The sequence below is a fragment of the Duganella hordei genome (assembly GCF_040369125.1).
GTDB lineage: Bacteria > Pseudomonadota > Gammaproteobacteria > Burkholderiales > Burkholderiaceae_D > Rugamonas > Rugamonas hordei.
Genome location: NZ_BPWI01000002.1, coordinates 807,889 through 824,301, shown reverse-complemented (window position 1 = coordinate 824,301; position 16,413 = coordinate 807,889). Strand labels below are relative to the sequence as shown.

Here is a 16,413-nt window from a genome sequence, read left to right as displayed (position 1 = left end):
ATTCACTTTACTTATTTTGCACTTCTTATTTTGCGATCGCCGCGAACGCCGCGAAGTACTCCGGGAAGGTCTTGCCGACGCACTTGGGATCGTTGATGCGCATGACGTTGCCCTTGCGCGCGGCGCCGTCCAGCGACACCAGCGAGAAGCACATCGCCATGCGGTGATCGTCGTAGGTATCGATGGTAGCAGGCGTGATGACCGCCGGCGGGGTGACCTTGATGTAGTCCGGGCCCTCCTCGACGATGGCGCCGACCTTGCGCAGCTCGGTCGCCATGGCGGCGATGCGGTCGGTTTCCTTGACGCGCCAGCTGGCGATGTTGCGCAGCGTGCTGGTGCCGTCGGCGTACAGCGCGGCCACGGCGATGGTCATGGCCGCGTCGGGAATGTGGTTGAAGTCGGCGTCGATGGCCTTCAGCACGCCGTTCGAGCGCGCCTCGATCCAGTTGTCGCCCATGGTGATCCGCACGCCCATCTGCTCCAGCGCGGCGGCGAAGCGCACGTCGCCCTGGATCGAATCCTTGCCCACGCCCTCGACCCGCACCGGACCGCCGGCGATCGCGCCGGCCGCCAGGAAGTAGGACGCCGACGAAGCGTCGCCCTCGACGTGGATGGTGCCCGGCGACTGGTAGAGCTGGCCCGGCTCGATGGTGAACGACTCCCAGCCGCTCTGCTCGACCTTGACGCCGAAGCGGCGGATCAGGTTCAGCGTGATTTCGATGTAGGGCTTGGAGATCAGTTCGCCGACCACGTCGATGGCTATCGCGTGCTCGCGCGCCATCAGCGGCGCCACCATCAGCAGCGCGGTCAAAAACTGGCTGGAGACGTCGCCGCGCACCGACAGGCGCCGCGCGTGGATCTTGCCCTGCTTGATGTGCAGCGGCGGGAAGCCCGGGTTGCCGGTGTATTCGACGTCGGTGCCGGCGGCGTTGAGCGCGTCGACCAGGTCGCCGATCGGGCGCTCGTGCATGCGCGGCACGCCGTGCAGCGTGTAGTCGCCGCCGATCACGGCCAGCGCGGCGGTCAGCGGACGGATCGCGGTGCCGGCGTTGCCCATGAACAGGTCGGCCGATTTGTTCGGCAGCACGCCGGCCACGCCCTTGACGTGGTGGATGGTGCCGCTGGCGGTTTTCTCTTCGGTCCACTGCACGCCCAGCGCACGCAGGGCGGCCAGCATGACGGCGGTGTCGTCCGAGGCCAGCAGGTCGACGATGGCGACGTCGCCCCGCGACAGCGCCGACAGCAGCAGGATGCGGTTGGAGATGGATTTCGAGCCCGGCAGGCGCACGGCGCCCTGCACGTGGGCGACCGTTTGCAGGTCGATGTATTCGGTAGTCATGCTGGTTCCTGAATTAGTCAGCGCGGTTAAACTTCTTTCGCTTGCGACGGCGGCGCCTCGGCCGCCTCGATCGCTGTGATCCACTGGTGGCGGGCATGCTGGGCGTTGCTGTACACGCGCTCCAGCCCTGCCCCGTCGCCAGCGGCCAGGCGGGCCCTCAAGCCCGTCAATTGTGCCAGATACGCATCCAGCTCCGTCAACAACGCCGACTGGTTGGCCAGGCTGATGTCGCGCCACATCTCGGGCGACGATCCGGCGATCCTTGTGAAATCGCGAAAACCGCTGGCCGCATACTGGAACAGTAAATCCGCATGCGGCTTGTTGGCGATGTCGTCCACCAGCGCATACGCCAGCAAGTGCGGCAGATGGCTGACGGCGGCAAACACCTTGTCATGCTCCTGCGGCGTCAAACGATGGATGACCGCGTCGCAGGCCCGCCACGCTGCCGCCACGCGCTCGACATCATCGGCCGCGTTTTCATCCAAGGCCGTCAGCACCACCTTCTTGCCGACGTACAGATCGTCGATGGCCGCCTCGGGACCGTTGGTCTCGCGCCCGGCGATCGGATGGCCCGGCACGAACTGGCCGATCTTGCCGCCCAGCGCGCGGCGCGCCGACGCCACCACGTCGGACTTGGTGCTGCCCGCGTCGGTGACCACGGTGCCCGGCCGCAGGTGCGGCGCGATCGCGGCCAGGATGGCCTCGGTCTGCGCCACCGGCGCGGCCAGCAGCACCAGGTCGGCGCCGGCCAGCGCCTCGCTCATATCGCTCCCGATGACATCGATGATGCCCAGCTCCCGCGCGCGCTGCAGCGAGGCGGCCGAGCGCCCCATGCCGACCACGCTGCCGACGGCGCCGGCCTTCTTCAGCGACCGCGCGAACGATCCGCCGATCAGGCCAACGCCAAAGATGACGACTTTGTTCAGCATCATTTTTACTCTGCCAGCGCCTTGGTCAGCGCGGCGATCAGCACGGCGTTCTCCTGCGGCAGGCCGATGGAGATGCGCAGCCATTCCGGCAGACCGTAGTTGCCCACCGGGCGCACGATCACGCCCTGCTTCAGCAGCGACAGGTTGACGCGGGCGCCGGCCGCCAGGTCCTTGCCGACCTTGACCAGCACGAAGTTGCCGTACGACGGCACATACTCCAGGCCCAGCTTGTCGAACGCCTCGGTGAACTGCTGGTAGCCGGCGGCGTTGTTGGCCGCGCTGCGCTTGAGGAATTCCTTGTCGTTGAGCGCCGCGATGGCCGCCGCCTGCGCCAGCGAATTGACGTTGAACGGCTGGCGGATGCGGTTCATCAGGTCCGTCAGCGCCGGCTGGGCGATGCCGAAGCCCACGCGCAAACCGGCCAGGCCGTACGCCTTGGAGAAGGTGCGCGACACCAGCAGGTTGGGATACTTCTTGACCCACTCGGCCGATTCGAACTGGTTTTCCTCGGCCAGGAATTCGTTGTAGGCCTCGTCCAGCACCACCACCACATTGGCCGGCACCTGGTCCAGGAAGGCCTGGATGTCGGCGGCCGGGATGAAGGTGCCGGTCGGGTTGTTCGGGTTGGCGATGAACACCAGGCGCGTATCGTCCTTGATCGCCGCCAGCATCGCCGGCAGGTCGTGACCGTAGGCCTTGGCCGGCACCACGATGTGGTTGGCGCCCACGCCCTGCGTCGCCAGCGCGTACACGGCGAACGAATACTGCGAATACACGATCGACTGGCCGCGCTCGACGAACGCGTGGGCGGCGATTTCCAGGATGTCGTTGCTGCCGTTGCCCAGCGTGATCCACTCGGCCGGCACGTCGTAGCGCTTGGACAGCGCGGCTTTCAGTTCGAAGCCGTTGGCGTCCGGGTAGCGGCCCAGGTCGGCGGCGGCGGCGGTCATCGCCTGCACGGCCGATTCCGGCACGCCGAACGGATTCTCGTTGGACGCCAGCTTGACGATGGCCTCTTCGTCGAGGCCGAATTCACGCGCGACTTCCGCGATCGGTTTGCCGGCCTGGTATGGAGCGATGGCGCGGACGTACTCCGGGCCGTAATTCTTGGACATAGTCTCTCTCTGATTCTGGTTGGTTAGGTCAAACTCACGGGATAGGATCCCAGCACCTTGAAGAAGGCTGCATTGCCCTGCAGTTCATCCAGCGCCTTGGCCACGGCCTCGTCCTGCACATGGCCTTCGACGTCGACATAGAAGTAATACTCCCAGGTTCCCGTGCGCGCCGGACGCGACTCGAAGCGCGTCATCGACACATTGTGCTGGGCCAGCGAACCAAGCAGGCGGTAGATGGAGCCGGCCTTGTGCGGTGCGGCCAGCGCCAGCGACGTGCGGTCCTCGCCCGACGGGCCGGCCTGCAGGTGGCCGATCACGGCGAAGCGGGTGCGGTTGTGCGGATCGTCCTGGATGTTGGCCTTGACCGTGCCCAGGCCGTAGCGCACGCCGGCGCGTTCGCCGGCGATGGCGGCGATCGCGTGATCGTCGCGCGCCATGCGGGCCGCCTCGGCGTTCGACGACACGGCGCGGCGCTCGATGTCCGGGTAGTTGTTGTTCAGCCAGATCTGGCACTGCGCCAGCGCCTGCGCGTGGGCGCAGATGGCGGTGATGCCGTCCATGTTGCCGGTGGCGGTCAGCAGGCTGTGGCGAACCGCGATCGACACTTCGCCGCTGATGGTCAGCGGCGTATGCAGCAGCAGGTCCAGCGTGCGGCCGATGGCGCCCTCGGTCGAGTTCTCGACCGGCACCACGCCGAATTCGGCGGTGCCGGCCTCGGTGGCGCGGAACACCTCGTCGATGGACGAGCAAGGCAGCACGTCGACGGCGGTGCCGAACTGCTGGTACACCGCCTGCTCGCTGTAGGTGCCTGCCGGACCGAGGAAGGCGATGGTGACGCGCTTTTCCAGCGAACGGCAGGCGGACATGATCTCGCGCCAGATGGTCTGCAGCTCGGTATTGCCCATCGGGCCGGGATTGCGCTCGGCCACGCCGCGCAGCACCTGCGCCTCGCGTTCGGGGCGGAACACGGGAGCGTTGGTCTCGGCCTTGACGTGGCCGACTTCCTGCGCCACCTTGGCGCGGCGGTTCAACAGGTCGAGGATCTGCGCATCGATGGCGTCGATCTGTTCGCGCAGGGGTTTGAGTTTATCGTTCATGAGAGTCTATTTACCGGCGCGGCCGGCGAATTCGTTCAAGTAGTCCACGAGCGCTTGCACGCCCTCGATAGGCATCGCGTTGTAGATCGATGCGCGCATGCCGCCGACGGACTTGTGGCCCTTCAGTTGCAGCAGCCCGCGCGCCTTGGCGCCGGCCAGGAATGCCTCGTTCCTGCTCTCGTCCTTCAGGTAGAAGGGCACGTTCATGCGCGAGCGGCTGGTTTTCGCCACGCGGTTCTGGTAAAAGTCGTCCACGTCCAGCGCCGCGTACAGCAGCTCGGCCTTGGCCTTGGCGCGCTTTTCCATCTCGGCCACGCCGCCCTGCTTTTTCAGCCACTGGAACACCAGGCCGGCGATGTAGATGCCGTAGGTGGGCGGCGTGTTGTACATCGATTCGTTGTCGGCCACCAGCTTGAAGTCGAACGCCGACGGGCACACCGGCAGCGCCTTGCCCAGCAGGTCGTCGCGGACGATGACGATGGTCACGCCGGCAGGGCCGATGTTCTTCTGCGCGCCGGCGAAAATCAGCCCGTACTTCGACACGTCGACGGGGCGCGACAGGATGTGCGAGGACATGTCGGCCACCAGCAGCACGCCGTCCTGCGGCGCCGGCACGCCGGCGTCGAAGTCGTACTCGACGCCGTCGATGGTCTCGTTGGTGCACATGTGCAGGTAGGCGGCGCCCGGCGTGAGCTTCCACTCCGATTGCGGCGGCACCGACGTCATCGACGACGCGGCGATATTGACGTTGGCGTACTTGGCGGCTTCCTTGATGGACTTGCCCGACCACGAGCCGGTATGAATGAAATCGATGGTCGCTGGCTGCGGCTTGTGGCCGACGAGGTTCAGCGGGATCAGGGCGTTCTGCGACAAACCGCCGCCCTGCATGAACAAGATCTTGTAGTTGTCCGGTACTGCCAGCAGCTCGCGCAGGTCGCGCTCGGCCGCCTTGTAGATCGACATAAACTCCGGTCCGCGGTGGCTCATCTCCATGACGGACATGCCGCTGCCATGCCAGTCCAGCATTTCGGCAGCGGCTTGCGCCAGTACTTCCTTCGGCAATACGGCGGGGCCGGCGGAGAAGTTATAGATGTGAGTCACGTTGCGGTCCTTATTTGGTGGATTGTTTTTCCTGCAGCTTCTGCATCAGCGGGGTGATGCGGCGCGCGGCGACCTGCTGGCCGATCTGCATGGCTTCGGCCATCAGCTTGGGCATGGTCGACAGCATCTTGGCGCCGATCGGCGTGCGGTAGAAGGCGGTGATCTGCTTCAACTCGCCCGCGCTGTAAGTGCGCGCGTACAGCGGTACGGTTTCGGTGAGGATGTCGTCGATCATGGCCGGGTCGTTCATCGCGCCTTGCAGCACGGCGACGGCGGCCGGCAATTCCGCTTCCATCTTGGCCAGCGCCTCTTTCTTTTGCTCCGGCGTGGTATTCGGGTTGTTCTTGATGCCGGCTTCGGCGCCGGCGCGCATGGACTGGCCGATGCTCTGCGACATCTGCTGCATCACGCCGGTCATCATGGTGCGATAGTTCATCGCATCGAACAGCTCGCGCGCGGCGGCGGTGGAGGCGGCGTCGGCCTGGGCGAACGCCGGGGCGGCGCCGACGAGGGCGAACGCGGTGATCGCGGTGCTGACAATGGCTGCTATCTTCTTCATATGTTCGCCTAAAAATTAAAAACAAAAAAACGGGGCCAGTCTTATTGTCGCATTTATCCGCGAAATAAACCTGACCCCGCTGACCCCGGACCGCAGTCCGGGGGCGTGTTTGCTATGACTTACTCGGGTTGAGCTTCGTCTGGCTTGGCATCGGGGCCCGGTTCCAGCTCGACTTCGTCGATGTCGGTTTCAACCACGCGCTGCAGGCCGGACAGCTTGGTGCCGTCTTCGACCGCGATCAGGGTCACGCCTTGCGTGGCGCGGCCCATTTCGCGGATCTCGGACACGCGGGTGCGGATCAGCACACCGCCGGTGGTGATCAGCATGATCTCGTCGGTCGAATCGACCAGCGTCGCCGCCACCACCTTGCCGTTACGCTCGGAGGTCTGGATCGCGATCATGCCCTTGGTGCCGCGGCCGTGGCGGGTGTACTCGGTGATCGGCGTACGCTTGCCGAAGCCGTTCTCGGTCGCCGTCAGCACCGACTGCTGCTCGTTTTCCGCCACCAGCAGCGCGATCACGCGCTGGCCCTCGTCCAGGTTCATGCCGCGCACGCCGCGGGCGTTGCGGCCCATCGGACGCACGTCGTTCTCGTCGAAGCGCACCGCCTTGCCGGCGTCGGAGAACAGCATCACGTCGTGCTCGCCGTCGGTCAGCGCGGCGCCGATCAGGAAGTCGCCCTCGTCCAGGTCGACCGCGATGATGCCGGCCTTGCGTGGATTGCTGAAGTCCTTCAGCGGCGTCTTCTTCACGGTGCCCAGGCTGGTCGACATGAACACGTAGTGGTCTTCCGGGAAGGTGCGGTTGGCGCCGGACAGCGGCAGGATGACCGTGATCTTCTCGTTGTCCGCCAGCGGGAACATGTTGACGATAGGCTTGCCGCGCGAGTTGCGCGAGCCTTGCGGCACTTCCCATACCTTGAGCCAGTACATGCGGCCGCGGTTGGAGAAGCACAGGATGTAGTCGTGCGTGTTGGCGATGAACAGCTGGTCGATCCAGTCTTCCTCTTTGGTCGCCATGGCCTGCTTGCCGCGCCCGCCGCGCTTCTGCGCGCGGTACTCGCTGATCGGCTGCGCCTTCATGTAGCCGGTGTGCGACAGCGTCACCACCATGTCCTGCGGCGTGATCAGGTCTTCGGTGCCCAGGTCGGTCGCGTTGTGCTCGATGTTCGAGCGGCGCGGATCCTTCTGCGGGTCGCCGAATTCGTTGACCACGTGGGTCATCTCGTCGGTGATGATGGTGGTCACGCGTTCCGGCTTGGACAGGATGTCCAGCAGGTCGGCGATTTCGGCCATCACGTCCTTGTACTCGTTGACGATCTTGTCCTGTTCCAGGCCGGTCAGGCGTTGCAGGCGCATCTGCAGGATCTCTTGCGCCTGGTCGTCGGACAGCTTGTACATGCCGTCGGTCTGCATGCCGTAGTGCTTCGGCAGGTGCTCCGGACGGAAGGCGTCGATGCCGCCTATGGTGCCGCCTTCGCCGGTACGGGCCAGCATCTCGCGCACCAGCGACGAATCCCACGAACGTTCCATCAGGCCGGTTTTCGCGACCGGCGGCGTCGGCGCCGCCTTGATGATGGCGATGAAGTCGTCGATGTTGGCCAGCGCCACGGCCAGGCCCTCGAGCACGTGGCCGCGTTCGCGCGCCTTGCGCAGCTCGAACACGGTGCGGCGGGTGACCACTTCGCGGCGGTGCGACAGGAAGCACTGCAGCATTTCCTTCAGGTTCAGCAGGCGCGGCTGGCCGTCGACCAGCGCCACCATGTTCATGCCGAAGGTGTCCTGCAATTGCGTCTGCTTGTACAGGTTGTTGAGCACCACTTCCGGCACTTCGCCGCGCTTGAGCTCGATGACCACGCGCATGCCCGACTTGTCGGACTCGTCGCGGATGTCGGAAATGCCTTCGAGCTTCTTGTCGCGCACGTTTTCGGCGATGCGTTCCAGCAGCGATTTCTTGTTGACCTGGTACGGCAGCTCGTCAACGATGATGGCCGTGCGGCCGCCGTCCTTGCCGTACTCTTCGTAGTGGGTCTTGGCGCGCATCACCACGCGGCCGCGGCCGGTGCGGTAGCCGTCGCGCACGCCGGAGACGCCGTAGATCGTGCCGCCGGTCGGGAAGTCCGGCGCCGGGATCAGTTCGATCAGCTCGTCGATCGAGCAGGTCGGGTTGCGCAGCACGTGCAGCGCGCCGGCGATCACTTCATGCAGGTTGTGCGGCGGAATATTGGTCGCCATGCCGACCGCGATACCCGACGAGCCGTTGATCAGCAGGTTGGGAATGCGGGTCGGCAGGACGGTCGGCTCTTTTTCCTTGCCGTCGTAGTTGGGCTGGAAGTCGACGGTTTCCTTGTCGATGTCGGCCAGCAGTTCAGCGGAAATCTTGTCCAGGCGGCACTCGGTGTATCGCATCGCCGCCGCGCCGTCGCCGTCGACGGAGCCGAAGTTGCCCTGGCCGTCGACCAGCATGTAGCGCAGCGAGAAGTCCTGCGCCATACGGACCAGCGTGTCGTAAATCGACGCATCGCCGTGCGGGTGGTACTTACCCATCGTCTCGCCCACCACACGGGCGCATTTGACGTAAGGGCGGTTCCACACGTTGTTCATTTCGTGCATCGCGAAGAGGACCCGGCGGTGCACCGGCTTGAGGCCGTCTCGCACGTCCGGCAAGGCGCGGCCTACGATCACGCTCATGGCGTAATCGAGGTAGCTCTTGCGCATCTCTTCTTCGAGGGAAATAGGGATTGTTTCTTTTGCGAATTGATCCATTGGCGGGTCGACTGATCTTTGACTGTGGTTTATCTTTTATGCAATGTAGGCCGCACGTACTGCACTTCTACCCTGCCCTCCCAAATTGGACAGGCAAGCGTGCGATTTTAGCATGCGGGCAGGACGATCAGCGCAAATCCCGCGCCTGCCCCGGCATCCTCGGCCCCGCGCACGATTCACAAGCTTGTAACCCCTTGTAATATTCATGACACATTACTCAATTATTATCGATAATCACGTTGCAACAAAACAACATTTTGGTCGAAATCGAAAAGGGCGCGTGTTGCACCCTTTTTACGGCCGAAGATCGCTTGTGGCAAAATGGATTAGAAGTTAATTGCTTGTTTCGCAATCGGGAGACGGGCGCGACGCCCGTGCGTGGTAGAATTCGCCCCACGTATTACACGTCGCGCAGTTTTTCTGCGGATATCACCCCCGAAAGGAAGAAAAATATGAAAAAACTGATTTCGATGCTGGCCGTGTCGGCTGCCTTCGCTACCTCGGCTATTGCACAAACCGCGCCTACCGCTCCTCCGTATGCTCCTGTGACCCAGGACATCAAGGCAGCAACCCCTAAGAGCGCATACGTGCAGGATGCACGCGGCGTCATCGCCCGTGATCCGTTCGGCCTGTGCTGGCGTACCGGCTACTGGACCCCGGCTGATGCCGTTCCAGGTTGCGACCTGCCAATCTGCGTCGAGCCAGAAAAGCTGGAAAACGGCAAGTGCGTAGCACCGCCGCCACCACCGCCAGCCGCTCCAGCCCCTGCTCCGGCACCGGCTCCAGCACCTGCGCCAGTCCCAGTGCCTACCGCACAAAAAGTCAGCTTCGCAGCGGATGCGTTCTTCGACTTCGACAAAGCCGTTCTGAAACCAGAAGGCAAAGCGAAGCTGGACGACGTGACCTCGAAACTGGGTTCGATCAACCTGGAAGTGATCATCGCCGTCGGCCACACCGACTCCGTTGGTACCGATGAATACAACCAGAAGCTGTCGGTACGCCGCGCTGAAGCTGTCAAGGCCTACATCATCTCCAAAGGCGTTGAAGCCAACCGCGTGTACACCGAAGGCAAGGGCGAGAAACAGCCGGTTGCAGACAACAAGACTGCAGAAGGCCGCGCCAAGAACCGTCGCGTAGAAATCGAAGTCGTCGGCACCAGCAAGTAATTTCAGCTGCGCCACACGGAACCCCGCCCCGGCGGGGTTTTTTTACGCCCGCTGCTTTAGAATAGCGGGATGAGTCCCGTAGCATTTATTTAGTCCTTACCAGAGCCCATGAACGCCGATCCATTAGAACTGCAAAAATTCTCCGACCTCGCGCACCGCTGGTGGGACCCGACCTCCGAGTTCCGCCCGCTGCACGAAATCAATCCGCTGCGCCTGGAATGGATCAACGCGCGCGCACCGCTGGCCGGCAAGAACGTCATCGACATCGGCTGCGGCGGCGGCATCCTCAGCGAATCGATGGCGCGCAAGGGCGCCACGGTGACCGGCATCGACCTGTCCGAGAAGGCGCTGAAGGTGGCCGACCTGCATTCGCTGGAATCGGGCGTGCAGGTGCGCTACAAGCTCATCGCCGCCGAAGAGATGGCGGCGCAGGAAGCGGGCCGTTTCGACGTGGTGACCTGCATGGAAATGCTCGAGCACGTGCCGGATCCGGCCGCCATCGTGCGCGCCGCCGCCACGCTGGTCAAGCCAGGCGGCCAGGTGTTCTTCTCCACGCTGAACCGCAACCCCAAGGCCTACCTGTTCGCCATCCTCGGCGCCGAGTACCTGCTGCGCATGCTGCCCAAGGGCACCCACGACTACGACAAGTTCATCACGCCGTCCGAACTGTCGCAATTCATCCGCAGCGCCGGCCTGGAACTGCAAGGCTTCAAGGGCATGGGCTACAATCCGCTGACCAAGATCTATTCCCTGAACGACGACACCAGCGTCAATTACCTGGTCGCCACCACCCGTCCGCTGTAAGAACTCATCCATGACCCTACCTACTCCTCCGCGCGCCATCCTGTTCGACCTCGACGGCACGCTGGCCGATACCGCGCCCGACCTGGCCGCCGCCGTCAACCTGCTGCGCGCCGAGCGCGGCCTGGTGCCCACCGCCTATGAACTGCTGCGCCCGACCGCCTCGGCCGGCGCGCGCGGCATGATAGGCGCCGCCTTCGGGCTGAAGCCGGAGGACGAAGGCTTCGTCGAGCTGCGCGACGGCTTCTTCCACAACTACCAGGCGGCGATGGCGGTGCACAGCACGCTGTTCCCCGGCATCGTCGAGCTGCTGGCCGGCATCGAGCAGGCCGGGCTGCAATGGGGCATCGTCACCAACAAGCCGTCGCGCTTCACCGATCCGCTGCTGCCGCTGATCGGCCTGGCACACGCGGCCTGCGTGGTGTCCGGCGACACCACGGCGCACGCCAAGCCGCACCCGGCGCCGCTGCTGGAAGCGGCCGGCCGCCTCGGCCTGGCGCCGGAGCAATGCTGGTACGTCGGCGACGACCTGCGCGACATCCAGGCCGGCAAGGCCGCCGCGATGAAGACCATCGCCTGCGGCTGGGGCTATTGCGGACCGGTCGAGCCGCAGGGCTGGCAGGCCGACTATCTGTTTGATAGTCCTTTGGAATTGTTGGCGCTGATGCAACACTCGTTGACGGGCAATACCGAACTGGCCGCGTAAACTTAGCGACTTAGCATTTGATACCGCTAACCGTTGTATAGACGTATCAATGGTAACGGTGTCATTTGAAGCCAGGCACTAAACGGTTGTTCAGGAAACTTAACTACGTATAATCGGCGCCTGACTGCGTAGTATTACTTATTTCCTCAAGGCCACAAACTCGCTGAACGGAAAGGGAGACAGTCACCAACTATCTCAACTTTCCAATCAGGAGCATCATGAATTTTCCTGAGATGGCTGCCACGACCTCGCAGCCTTACTCCGAGCAGTTCGCTGTCTTAGCCGCCAACCTGGACGAGCCAGGCGCCCCGCAAAGCTGGATGGCCAGCGTGGCCGACGCCAAATACCACTGGTACGACCTGGTGGCCGGCTTCCCCGAAACCCCTGACATCCGCGATCCGATCGGCCGCTATCAGCGCCGCATGCAGTTCGAGCTCGAAGCGCTGGCGGAAAAACGCCACCTGTTCTTCGCCGTCACCCGTCCGCGCGTGCGCTTCGACGTCGGCGGCGCGATCCAGTGGGGTTTCTTCTCGCTGAAGCTGACGCTGCCGCTGCTGATGGGTCTGGCCGAAACCAAGGAAACCATTTCCATCGAACTCAAGGTGCCGTTCGCCGCCACCCTGAAGAAGCCGGCCGTGACGCTGACGCCGAACTTCATCACGCTGAACTGGGGCGGCCTGGTCGAAGCGTTTTCGATCCACGACATCCTGCAAACCTACGCCCACACGCTGAAGGTGCCGAGCAAGGTGGTCTACGTCGGCCAGACCCGCGACGCCGAGGCCCGCCTGTCCAAGGGCCGCCTGCCGGCGCTGCAGAAGCTGCACGCGCAAGCGGCCGGCGAGCTCGACATGCTGCTGCTGGTGCAGCAGATGGATGTGCAGGTGACCTGCGCCGACGGCGATCCGGCCGACGCCCCGCACAACGCGCATCCGGTCGCGGCCGACGCGCTGCAGGGCGAGCGCATGGACGTCATCGAGGCGGCGCTGATCCGCTACTTCGAAGGCAGCGCCGCCAGCCGCGTGCGCAACCAGGAAGAGCGCACGCTGCGCGCCGCCCGGCTGCAGGACGCCCAGGCCAACAGCAGCCTGGCGCAGCTGACCATCGACCTGCAGCTCGACCAGGCCAGCCACTACCGCTACCTGGGCTCCGAGCACGTGGCCGCCGCCAAGCGCCACCTGCTGAGTTGCTACATCGCCGACGGCGCCGCCATGGTCGCGCCGCTGCCGTTGCCGGCGCCCGCCAAGGGCGCAAAAAATTAAAGCTCCGGAGGCCGGCGCGGATGCGCGCCGGCCTTGCCAGTGTTACATTGTGTGTAGAATTACCAGATTCCCCAGATTGCCATGTGGAAATATTCACGTGGACGTACTATACTGGGGGAATACATACGAGACACTCTGGAGCCCGCCCCATGACGAGCGATTTGCCCGACTCGATCGCTGACGACTATCCCGACCCTTCGCCGGATGAGCTGGGCGTGGGGGCGCTGTTCGCCGAAGTGCAGGAACCCTTCCACGACCTGCTGGCGCCGCCGGTGGACCACGACGACCTGCTGCCGCTGGCGCCGCGGCGCACCGCGTCGCCGCAAACCTGGACCGTCACCGTGGCCGACGCCAAGTTCCACTGGTACGACCTGGTGGCCGGCTTCCCCGAGATTCCCGACATCCGCGATCCGGTCGGCCGCCACCTGCGCCGCATGCAGTTCGACCTTGAGGCGACCACCGAAAAGCGGCTGATTTATTTCGTCGTCAACCGTCCGCGCGTGCGCTTCGACACCACGCGCAGCACCAGCTGGGGCTTCTTCTCGCTCAAGCTGACGATCCCCATCCTGCTCGGCGCCGAGGAAAAACGCGACAGCCTCACCATCGAACTCGAAGTGCCGTTTGCCGCCACGCTGAAAAAGCCCAGCGTCATCGTCACCGACCGCTTCATCACGCTGAACTGGGGCGGCTTGATCGAGGCGCTGTCGATCCACGACATCCTGCAGAACTATGAGAACACGCTGACCTTCCAGAGCAAGGTGCAGTACGTCGGCCAGACCAAGGATCCGATGGGCCGGCTGGCGCGCGCGCGCCTGGCGCCGGTGCAGAAGATCCACCGCGACAATGAAGAGTTCAACGACATGCTGCTGCTGATACAGCGCATGAACATCGAGGTGATTTCCGACGACGGCGATCCGGGCGAGCTGCCGGAGAACCAGAACCCGATAGCGGCGGACATCCTGCTGAAGGACCGCATCGACGTCATCGAATGCGCGCTGATACGCTACTTCGAAGGCCCTCAGATGCGCGGCCGCAGCGACAAGGAAGCGGAAGTGCGCAGGCAGCGCCTGCGCGAGGTGCAGGCGGCCAACCACCTGGAGCACTTCCGCATCGACCTGAGGCTGGACAATCCAGGCAAGTACGAAGACCTGTTCTCGGCCCACGCGGGCGTGTCGCGCACCCACATCATCGACTGCACCATCGTCGACGGCGAGGTGCTCGTCACCCGCGTGCCGGACAAGCCGGCCAAGGGCTGACGTAAGATAGCGTTTCGACGCTGTCACAAAACGGCATGCCGCGTCGTCTAGTGGACTGTAACGTTTAAGCGTTACAGTTCACCACGGATCAAGTCCACTATTTTTTCGCGCCATGACCGAGCACACCTCCCCCGCCGAACTGGCCACATTTGCCGCGCTGCGTCCGCGGCTGTTTTCAATCGCCTACCGCATGCTCGGCACCCGCGCCGACGCCGAGGACGTGGTGCAGGATGCCTGGCTGCGCTGGCACGGCAGCGAGAAGGAGGCGGTGCAATCGGCCGAGGCGTGGCTGGTGACCATCACCACCCGGCTGGCGATAGACCGCCTGCGCTCGCGCATGGCCGAGCGCGAATCGTATGTGGGCTGGTGGCTGCCGGAACCGATCGTCGAGATGGACGAGCGCACGCCCGAGAGCAGCGCCGAAATGGCCAGCGAAGTGTCGATGGCGTTCCTGTGGGTGCTGGAGCGTCTGTCGCCGGAGGAGCGCGCGGCGTTCCTGATGCGGCAGGTGTTCGATCACGATTACGCCGATATCGCCAACATGCTGGGCAAGAGCGAATCGGCCTGCCGCCAGATGGTGCATCGCGCGCAGGAGCGCGTGCAGCAGCAGAAGCCGCGCTTCGACGTGCCGAAGGAGCAGCATCACGACCTGCTGGGTAAGTTCATGGAGGCGGCCAAACTGGGCGACCGTTCCGCGATGAAGGCGATGATGGCGGACGATGTACAACTGGTGGCCGACGGCGGCGGCAAGGTCAACTCCTTCCTGCACATCCTGCACGGCGCGGGGCGGGTGGCCGGCGTGTACTGGTCGCTGGAACACCAGAATCCGACGCAGGTCGCCTACCGCCAGGCGCGCGTCAACGGCGAGCCCGGGCTGGTGCGCTATGTGAACGGCAAGCTGGAGTCGGCGCAGTCTTTCCTGGTGGAGGACGGACGCATCGTTTCGATCTTCATCGTGCGCAATCCGGACAAGCTGACCGGCGTGCCGCAATTTATTTGAGTTTTTTTGCGTGGGCTGTCACAAGACGGCAAACCGGCCCGTCTTACAGGTATGGAGGGCGCAATGGTGTGCCCTCAACCTGACAGAAAGGCCTCATCATGAACCACGCTGCCCGTCTCAACTTCTTCCAACTCGCTCCTGCCAACCTGCAGGCCATGATCGCGCTGTCCGGCACCGTCAAGAAAAGCTCGCTGGGCGCGCGCCTGGTGGAGCTGATCAATCTGCGCGTCTCGCAAATCAACGGCTGCGGCGTGTGCGTCGACATGCATTGGCGCGACCTGATCAAGCAGGAAGCCAATCCACGCCACGTGAACGCCATCGCCGGCTGGCGCGAAGCGCCGTTCTTCAGCGACCGCGAACGCGCCGCGCTGAACTGGGCCGAAGCGGTCAACGCGATTCCGCACCAACATCCGACCGACGCCGATTTCGCGCTGCTGAAAGAGCATTTCAGCGACAACGAAATCGCCGAAATGAGCTACGCCATCGCCGTGATCAAGGGTTGGAACACCATCAACGCCAGCCTGCGCAACCAGATCCCGGAAGTGCCGGCGCCAGGCTTCTAAAAAATACGGGCCGCCCGGGCGGCCCGTATTCACGACATCAGAACGAGTACTGCACCTACGAACTGAAGCTAATCCCGCTAAAGCAGCGGAGGCCTGACTTTAACGGCCACACCCGCGACGATCTCATAGGGCACACGCACTAACGGTCCTTCGCCCCCAAAGTCGCCGGGATTACGGGTAATAATGATCCGCCCGGATGCTTCCGCAGTCGCTCGGATAATACAATCTGGGAGCCTGAATTTAGGCGGGTGAGCGATACTGTTGCCTCGGATCGTCGTTGCACGGCGCATGATGTCGTTGTTCGGATGCACAATGCGAATACCAGCGTCGTCAAGGAAGGCTTGAAACTGAACCTTGGCGGGCTCGTCCATCACGCATGCCACTTCCATCCAGGTGATTGAGCTGATGATCGCGTCGTCGTAGCTCAGAATCTCCAACGCTGCAGCGGCATGGCCGTTCAGGTTGTCTATCAGGATGCTGCTATCAAAAAGTGCTATCGCCATTCGGCACGCATCTCGCGTTGATAGTCGCCCCCATCTTTCGGCTTGGTCGGGTCATCCTTCCATATGCCATGCACACTCATAATGGCGGCCAAGCGTTTGGCGCGAGCGGCGCTGGGCTTTTGCGCGGTCAGCAGGTTTAGCAGCTGCAGCTTGGTCATATGTGTCGGATCGATGCTACGGGCACGTGCAGCGGAATGCAGCACCGCCATCTCGCGATCATCCAATTCCACGGCAAGTTGCTCCATGACATACCT

The 16,413-nt window shown here is 63.7% G+C and carries 16 protein-coding genes; 7 read left to right on the top strand and 9 right to left on the bottom strand.

Annotated elements, in window-relative coordinates; translation table 11 throughout:
• Positions 1-25 precede the first annotated feature (25 nt).
• From aroA to gyrA, 7 genes are all read right to left on the bottom strand, one after another.
• The gene (gene aroA / locus ABWW33_RS07950) at positions 26-1,339 is read right to left on the bottom strand and encodes a 3-phosphoshikimate 1-carboxyvinyltransferase (protein WP_353400670.1); all 1,314 of its coding nucleotides are present in this window, start codon (positions 1,337-1,339) and stop codon (positions 26-28) included.
• A 26-nt stretch (positions 1,340-1,365) separates the two neighbouring features.
• The gene (locus ABWW33_RS07945) at positions 1,366-2,268 is read right to left on the bottom strand and encodes a prephenate dehydrogenase (RefSeq protein ID WP_353400711.1); all 903 of its coding nucleotides are present in this window, start codon (positions 2,266-2,268) and stop codon (positions 1,366-1,368) included.
• Between the two features lie 5 nt (positions 2,269-2,273).
• The gene (gene hisC, locus ABWW33_RS07940; protein WP_353400668.1) at positions 2,274-3,383 is read right to left on the bottom strand and encodes a histidinol-phosphate transaminase; all 1,110 of its coding nucleotides are present in this window, start codon (positions 3,381-3,383) and stop codon (positions 2,274-2,276) included.
• Positions 3,384-3,406: 23 nt separating this feature from the next.
• Positions 3,407-4,480: a prephenate dehydratase gene (gene pheA / locus ABWW33_RS07935; protein ID WP_176655080.1), complete on the bottom strand. Its 1,074-nt coding sequence runs from the start codon at positions 4,478-4,480 to the stop codon at positions 3,407-3,409.
• A 6-nt stretch (positions 4,481-4,486) separates the two neighbouring features.
• A complete protein-coding gene (serC, locus tag ABWW33_RS07930) occupies positions 4,487-5,581 on the bottom strand; it encodes a 3-phosphoserine/phosphohydroxythreonine transaminase (protein WP_176655079.1) in 1,095 nt (364 codons plus the stop codon).
• 10 nt (positions 5,582-5,591) lie between these two features.
• Complete coding sequence (locus ABWW33_RS07925) at positions 5,592-6,140, bottom strand: DUF2059 domain-containing protein (protein WP_176655078.1); 549 nt, start codon at positions 6,138-6,140, stop codon at positions 5,592-5,594.
• Between the two features lie 119 nt (positions 6,141-6,259).
• Positions 6,260-8,905, bottom strand: a complete 2,646-nt coding sequence (gene gyrA, locus ABWW33_RS07920) for a DNA gyrase subunit A (RefSeq protein WP_176655077.1) — start codon at positions 8,903-8,905, stop codon at positions 6,260-6,262.
• A 452-nt stretch (positions 8,906-9,357) separates the two neighbouring features.
• On the opposite strand from gyrA, the gene ompA reads away from it, so the two are divergent.
• The 7 genes from ompA to ABWW33_RS07885 all read left to right on the top strand — a co-directional run bounded on the left by ompA (position 9,358) and on the right by ABWW33_RS07885 (position 15,656).
• Positions 9,358-10,071 carry an outer membrane protein OmpA gene (gene ompA / locus ABWW33_RS07915; protein ID WP_176655227.1) on the top strand — a complete coding sequence of 238 codons (714 nt, stop codon included), beginning with the start codon at positions 9,358-9,360 and terminating at the stop codon, positions 10,069-10,071.
• 108 nt (positions 10,072-10,179) lie between these two features.
• Positions 10,180-10,875, top strand: a complete 696-nt coding sequence (gene ubiG / locus ABWW33_RS07910) for a bifunctional 2-polyprenyl-6-hydroxyphenol methylase/3-demethylubiquinol 3-O-methyltransferase UbiG (RefSeq protein ID WP_353400667.1) — start codon at positions 10,180-10,182, stop codon at positions 10,873-10,875.
• Positions 10,876-10,885: 10 nt separating this feature from the next.
• Complete coding sequence (locus tag ABWW33_RS07905; RefSeq protein ID WP_353400665.1) at positions 10,886-11,578, top strand: HAD-IA family hydrolase; 693 nt, start codon at positions 10,886-10,888, stop codon at positions 11,576-11,578.
• A 218-nt stretch (positions 11,579-11,796) separates the two neighbouring features.
• A complete protein-coding gene (locus tag ABWW33_RS07900) occupies positions 11,797-12,837 on the top strand; it encodes a hypothetical protein (RefSeq protein ID WP_353400663.1) in 1,041 nt (346 codons plus the stop codon).
• 149 nt (positions 12,838-12,986) lie between these two features.
• Positions 12,987-14,093, top strand: a complete 1,107-nt coding sequence (locus tag ABWW33_RS07895) for a hypothetical protein (RefSeq protein ID WP_353400661.1) — start codon at positions 12,987-12,989, stop codon at positions 14,091-14,093.
• A 112-nt stretch (positions 14,094-14,205) separates the two neighbouring features.
• The gene (locus ABWW33_RS07890) at positions 14,206-15,093 is read left to right on the top strand and encodes an RNA polymerase sigma-70 factor (protein ID WP_353400660.1); all 888 of its coding nucleotides are present in this window, start codon (positions 14,206-14,208) and stop codon (positions 15,091-15,093) included.
• A gap of 98 nt (positions 15,094-15,191) precedes the next feature.
• Positions 15,192-15,656 carry a carboxymuconolactone decarboxylase family protein gene (locus tag ABWW33_RS07885; protein WP_176655044.1) on the top strand — a complete coding sequence of 155 codons (465 nt, stop codon included), beginning with the start codon at positions 15,192-15,194 and terminating at the stop codon, positions 15,654-15,656.
• A 77-nt stretch (positions 15,657-15,733) separates the two neighbouring features.
• Here the strand turns inward: ABWW33_RS07885 and ABWW33_RS07880 are convergent, their stop codons facing one another.
• Positions 15,734-16,159, bottom strand: a complete 426-nt coding sequence (locus ABWW33_RS07880; protein WP_353400658.1) for a PIN domain-containing protein — start codon at positions 16,157-16,159, stop codon at positions 15,734-15,736.
• On the bottom strand, positions 16,150-16,404 hold the full coding sequence (locus tag ABWW33_RS07875) for a hypothetical protein (RefSeq protein ID WP_353400656.1): 255 nt from the start codon (positions 16,402-16,404) through the stop codon (positions 16,150-16,152). Before ABWW33_RS07875 ends, ABWW33_RS07880 begins: the two co-directional genes overlap by 10 nt.
• Positions 16,405-16,413 lie beyond the last annotated feature (9 nt).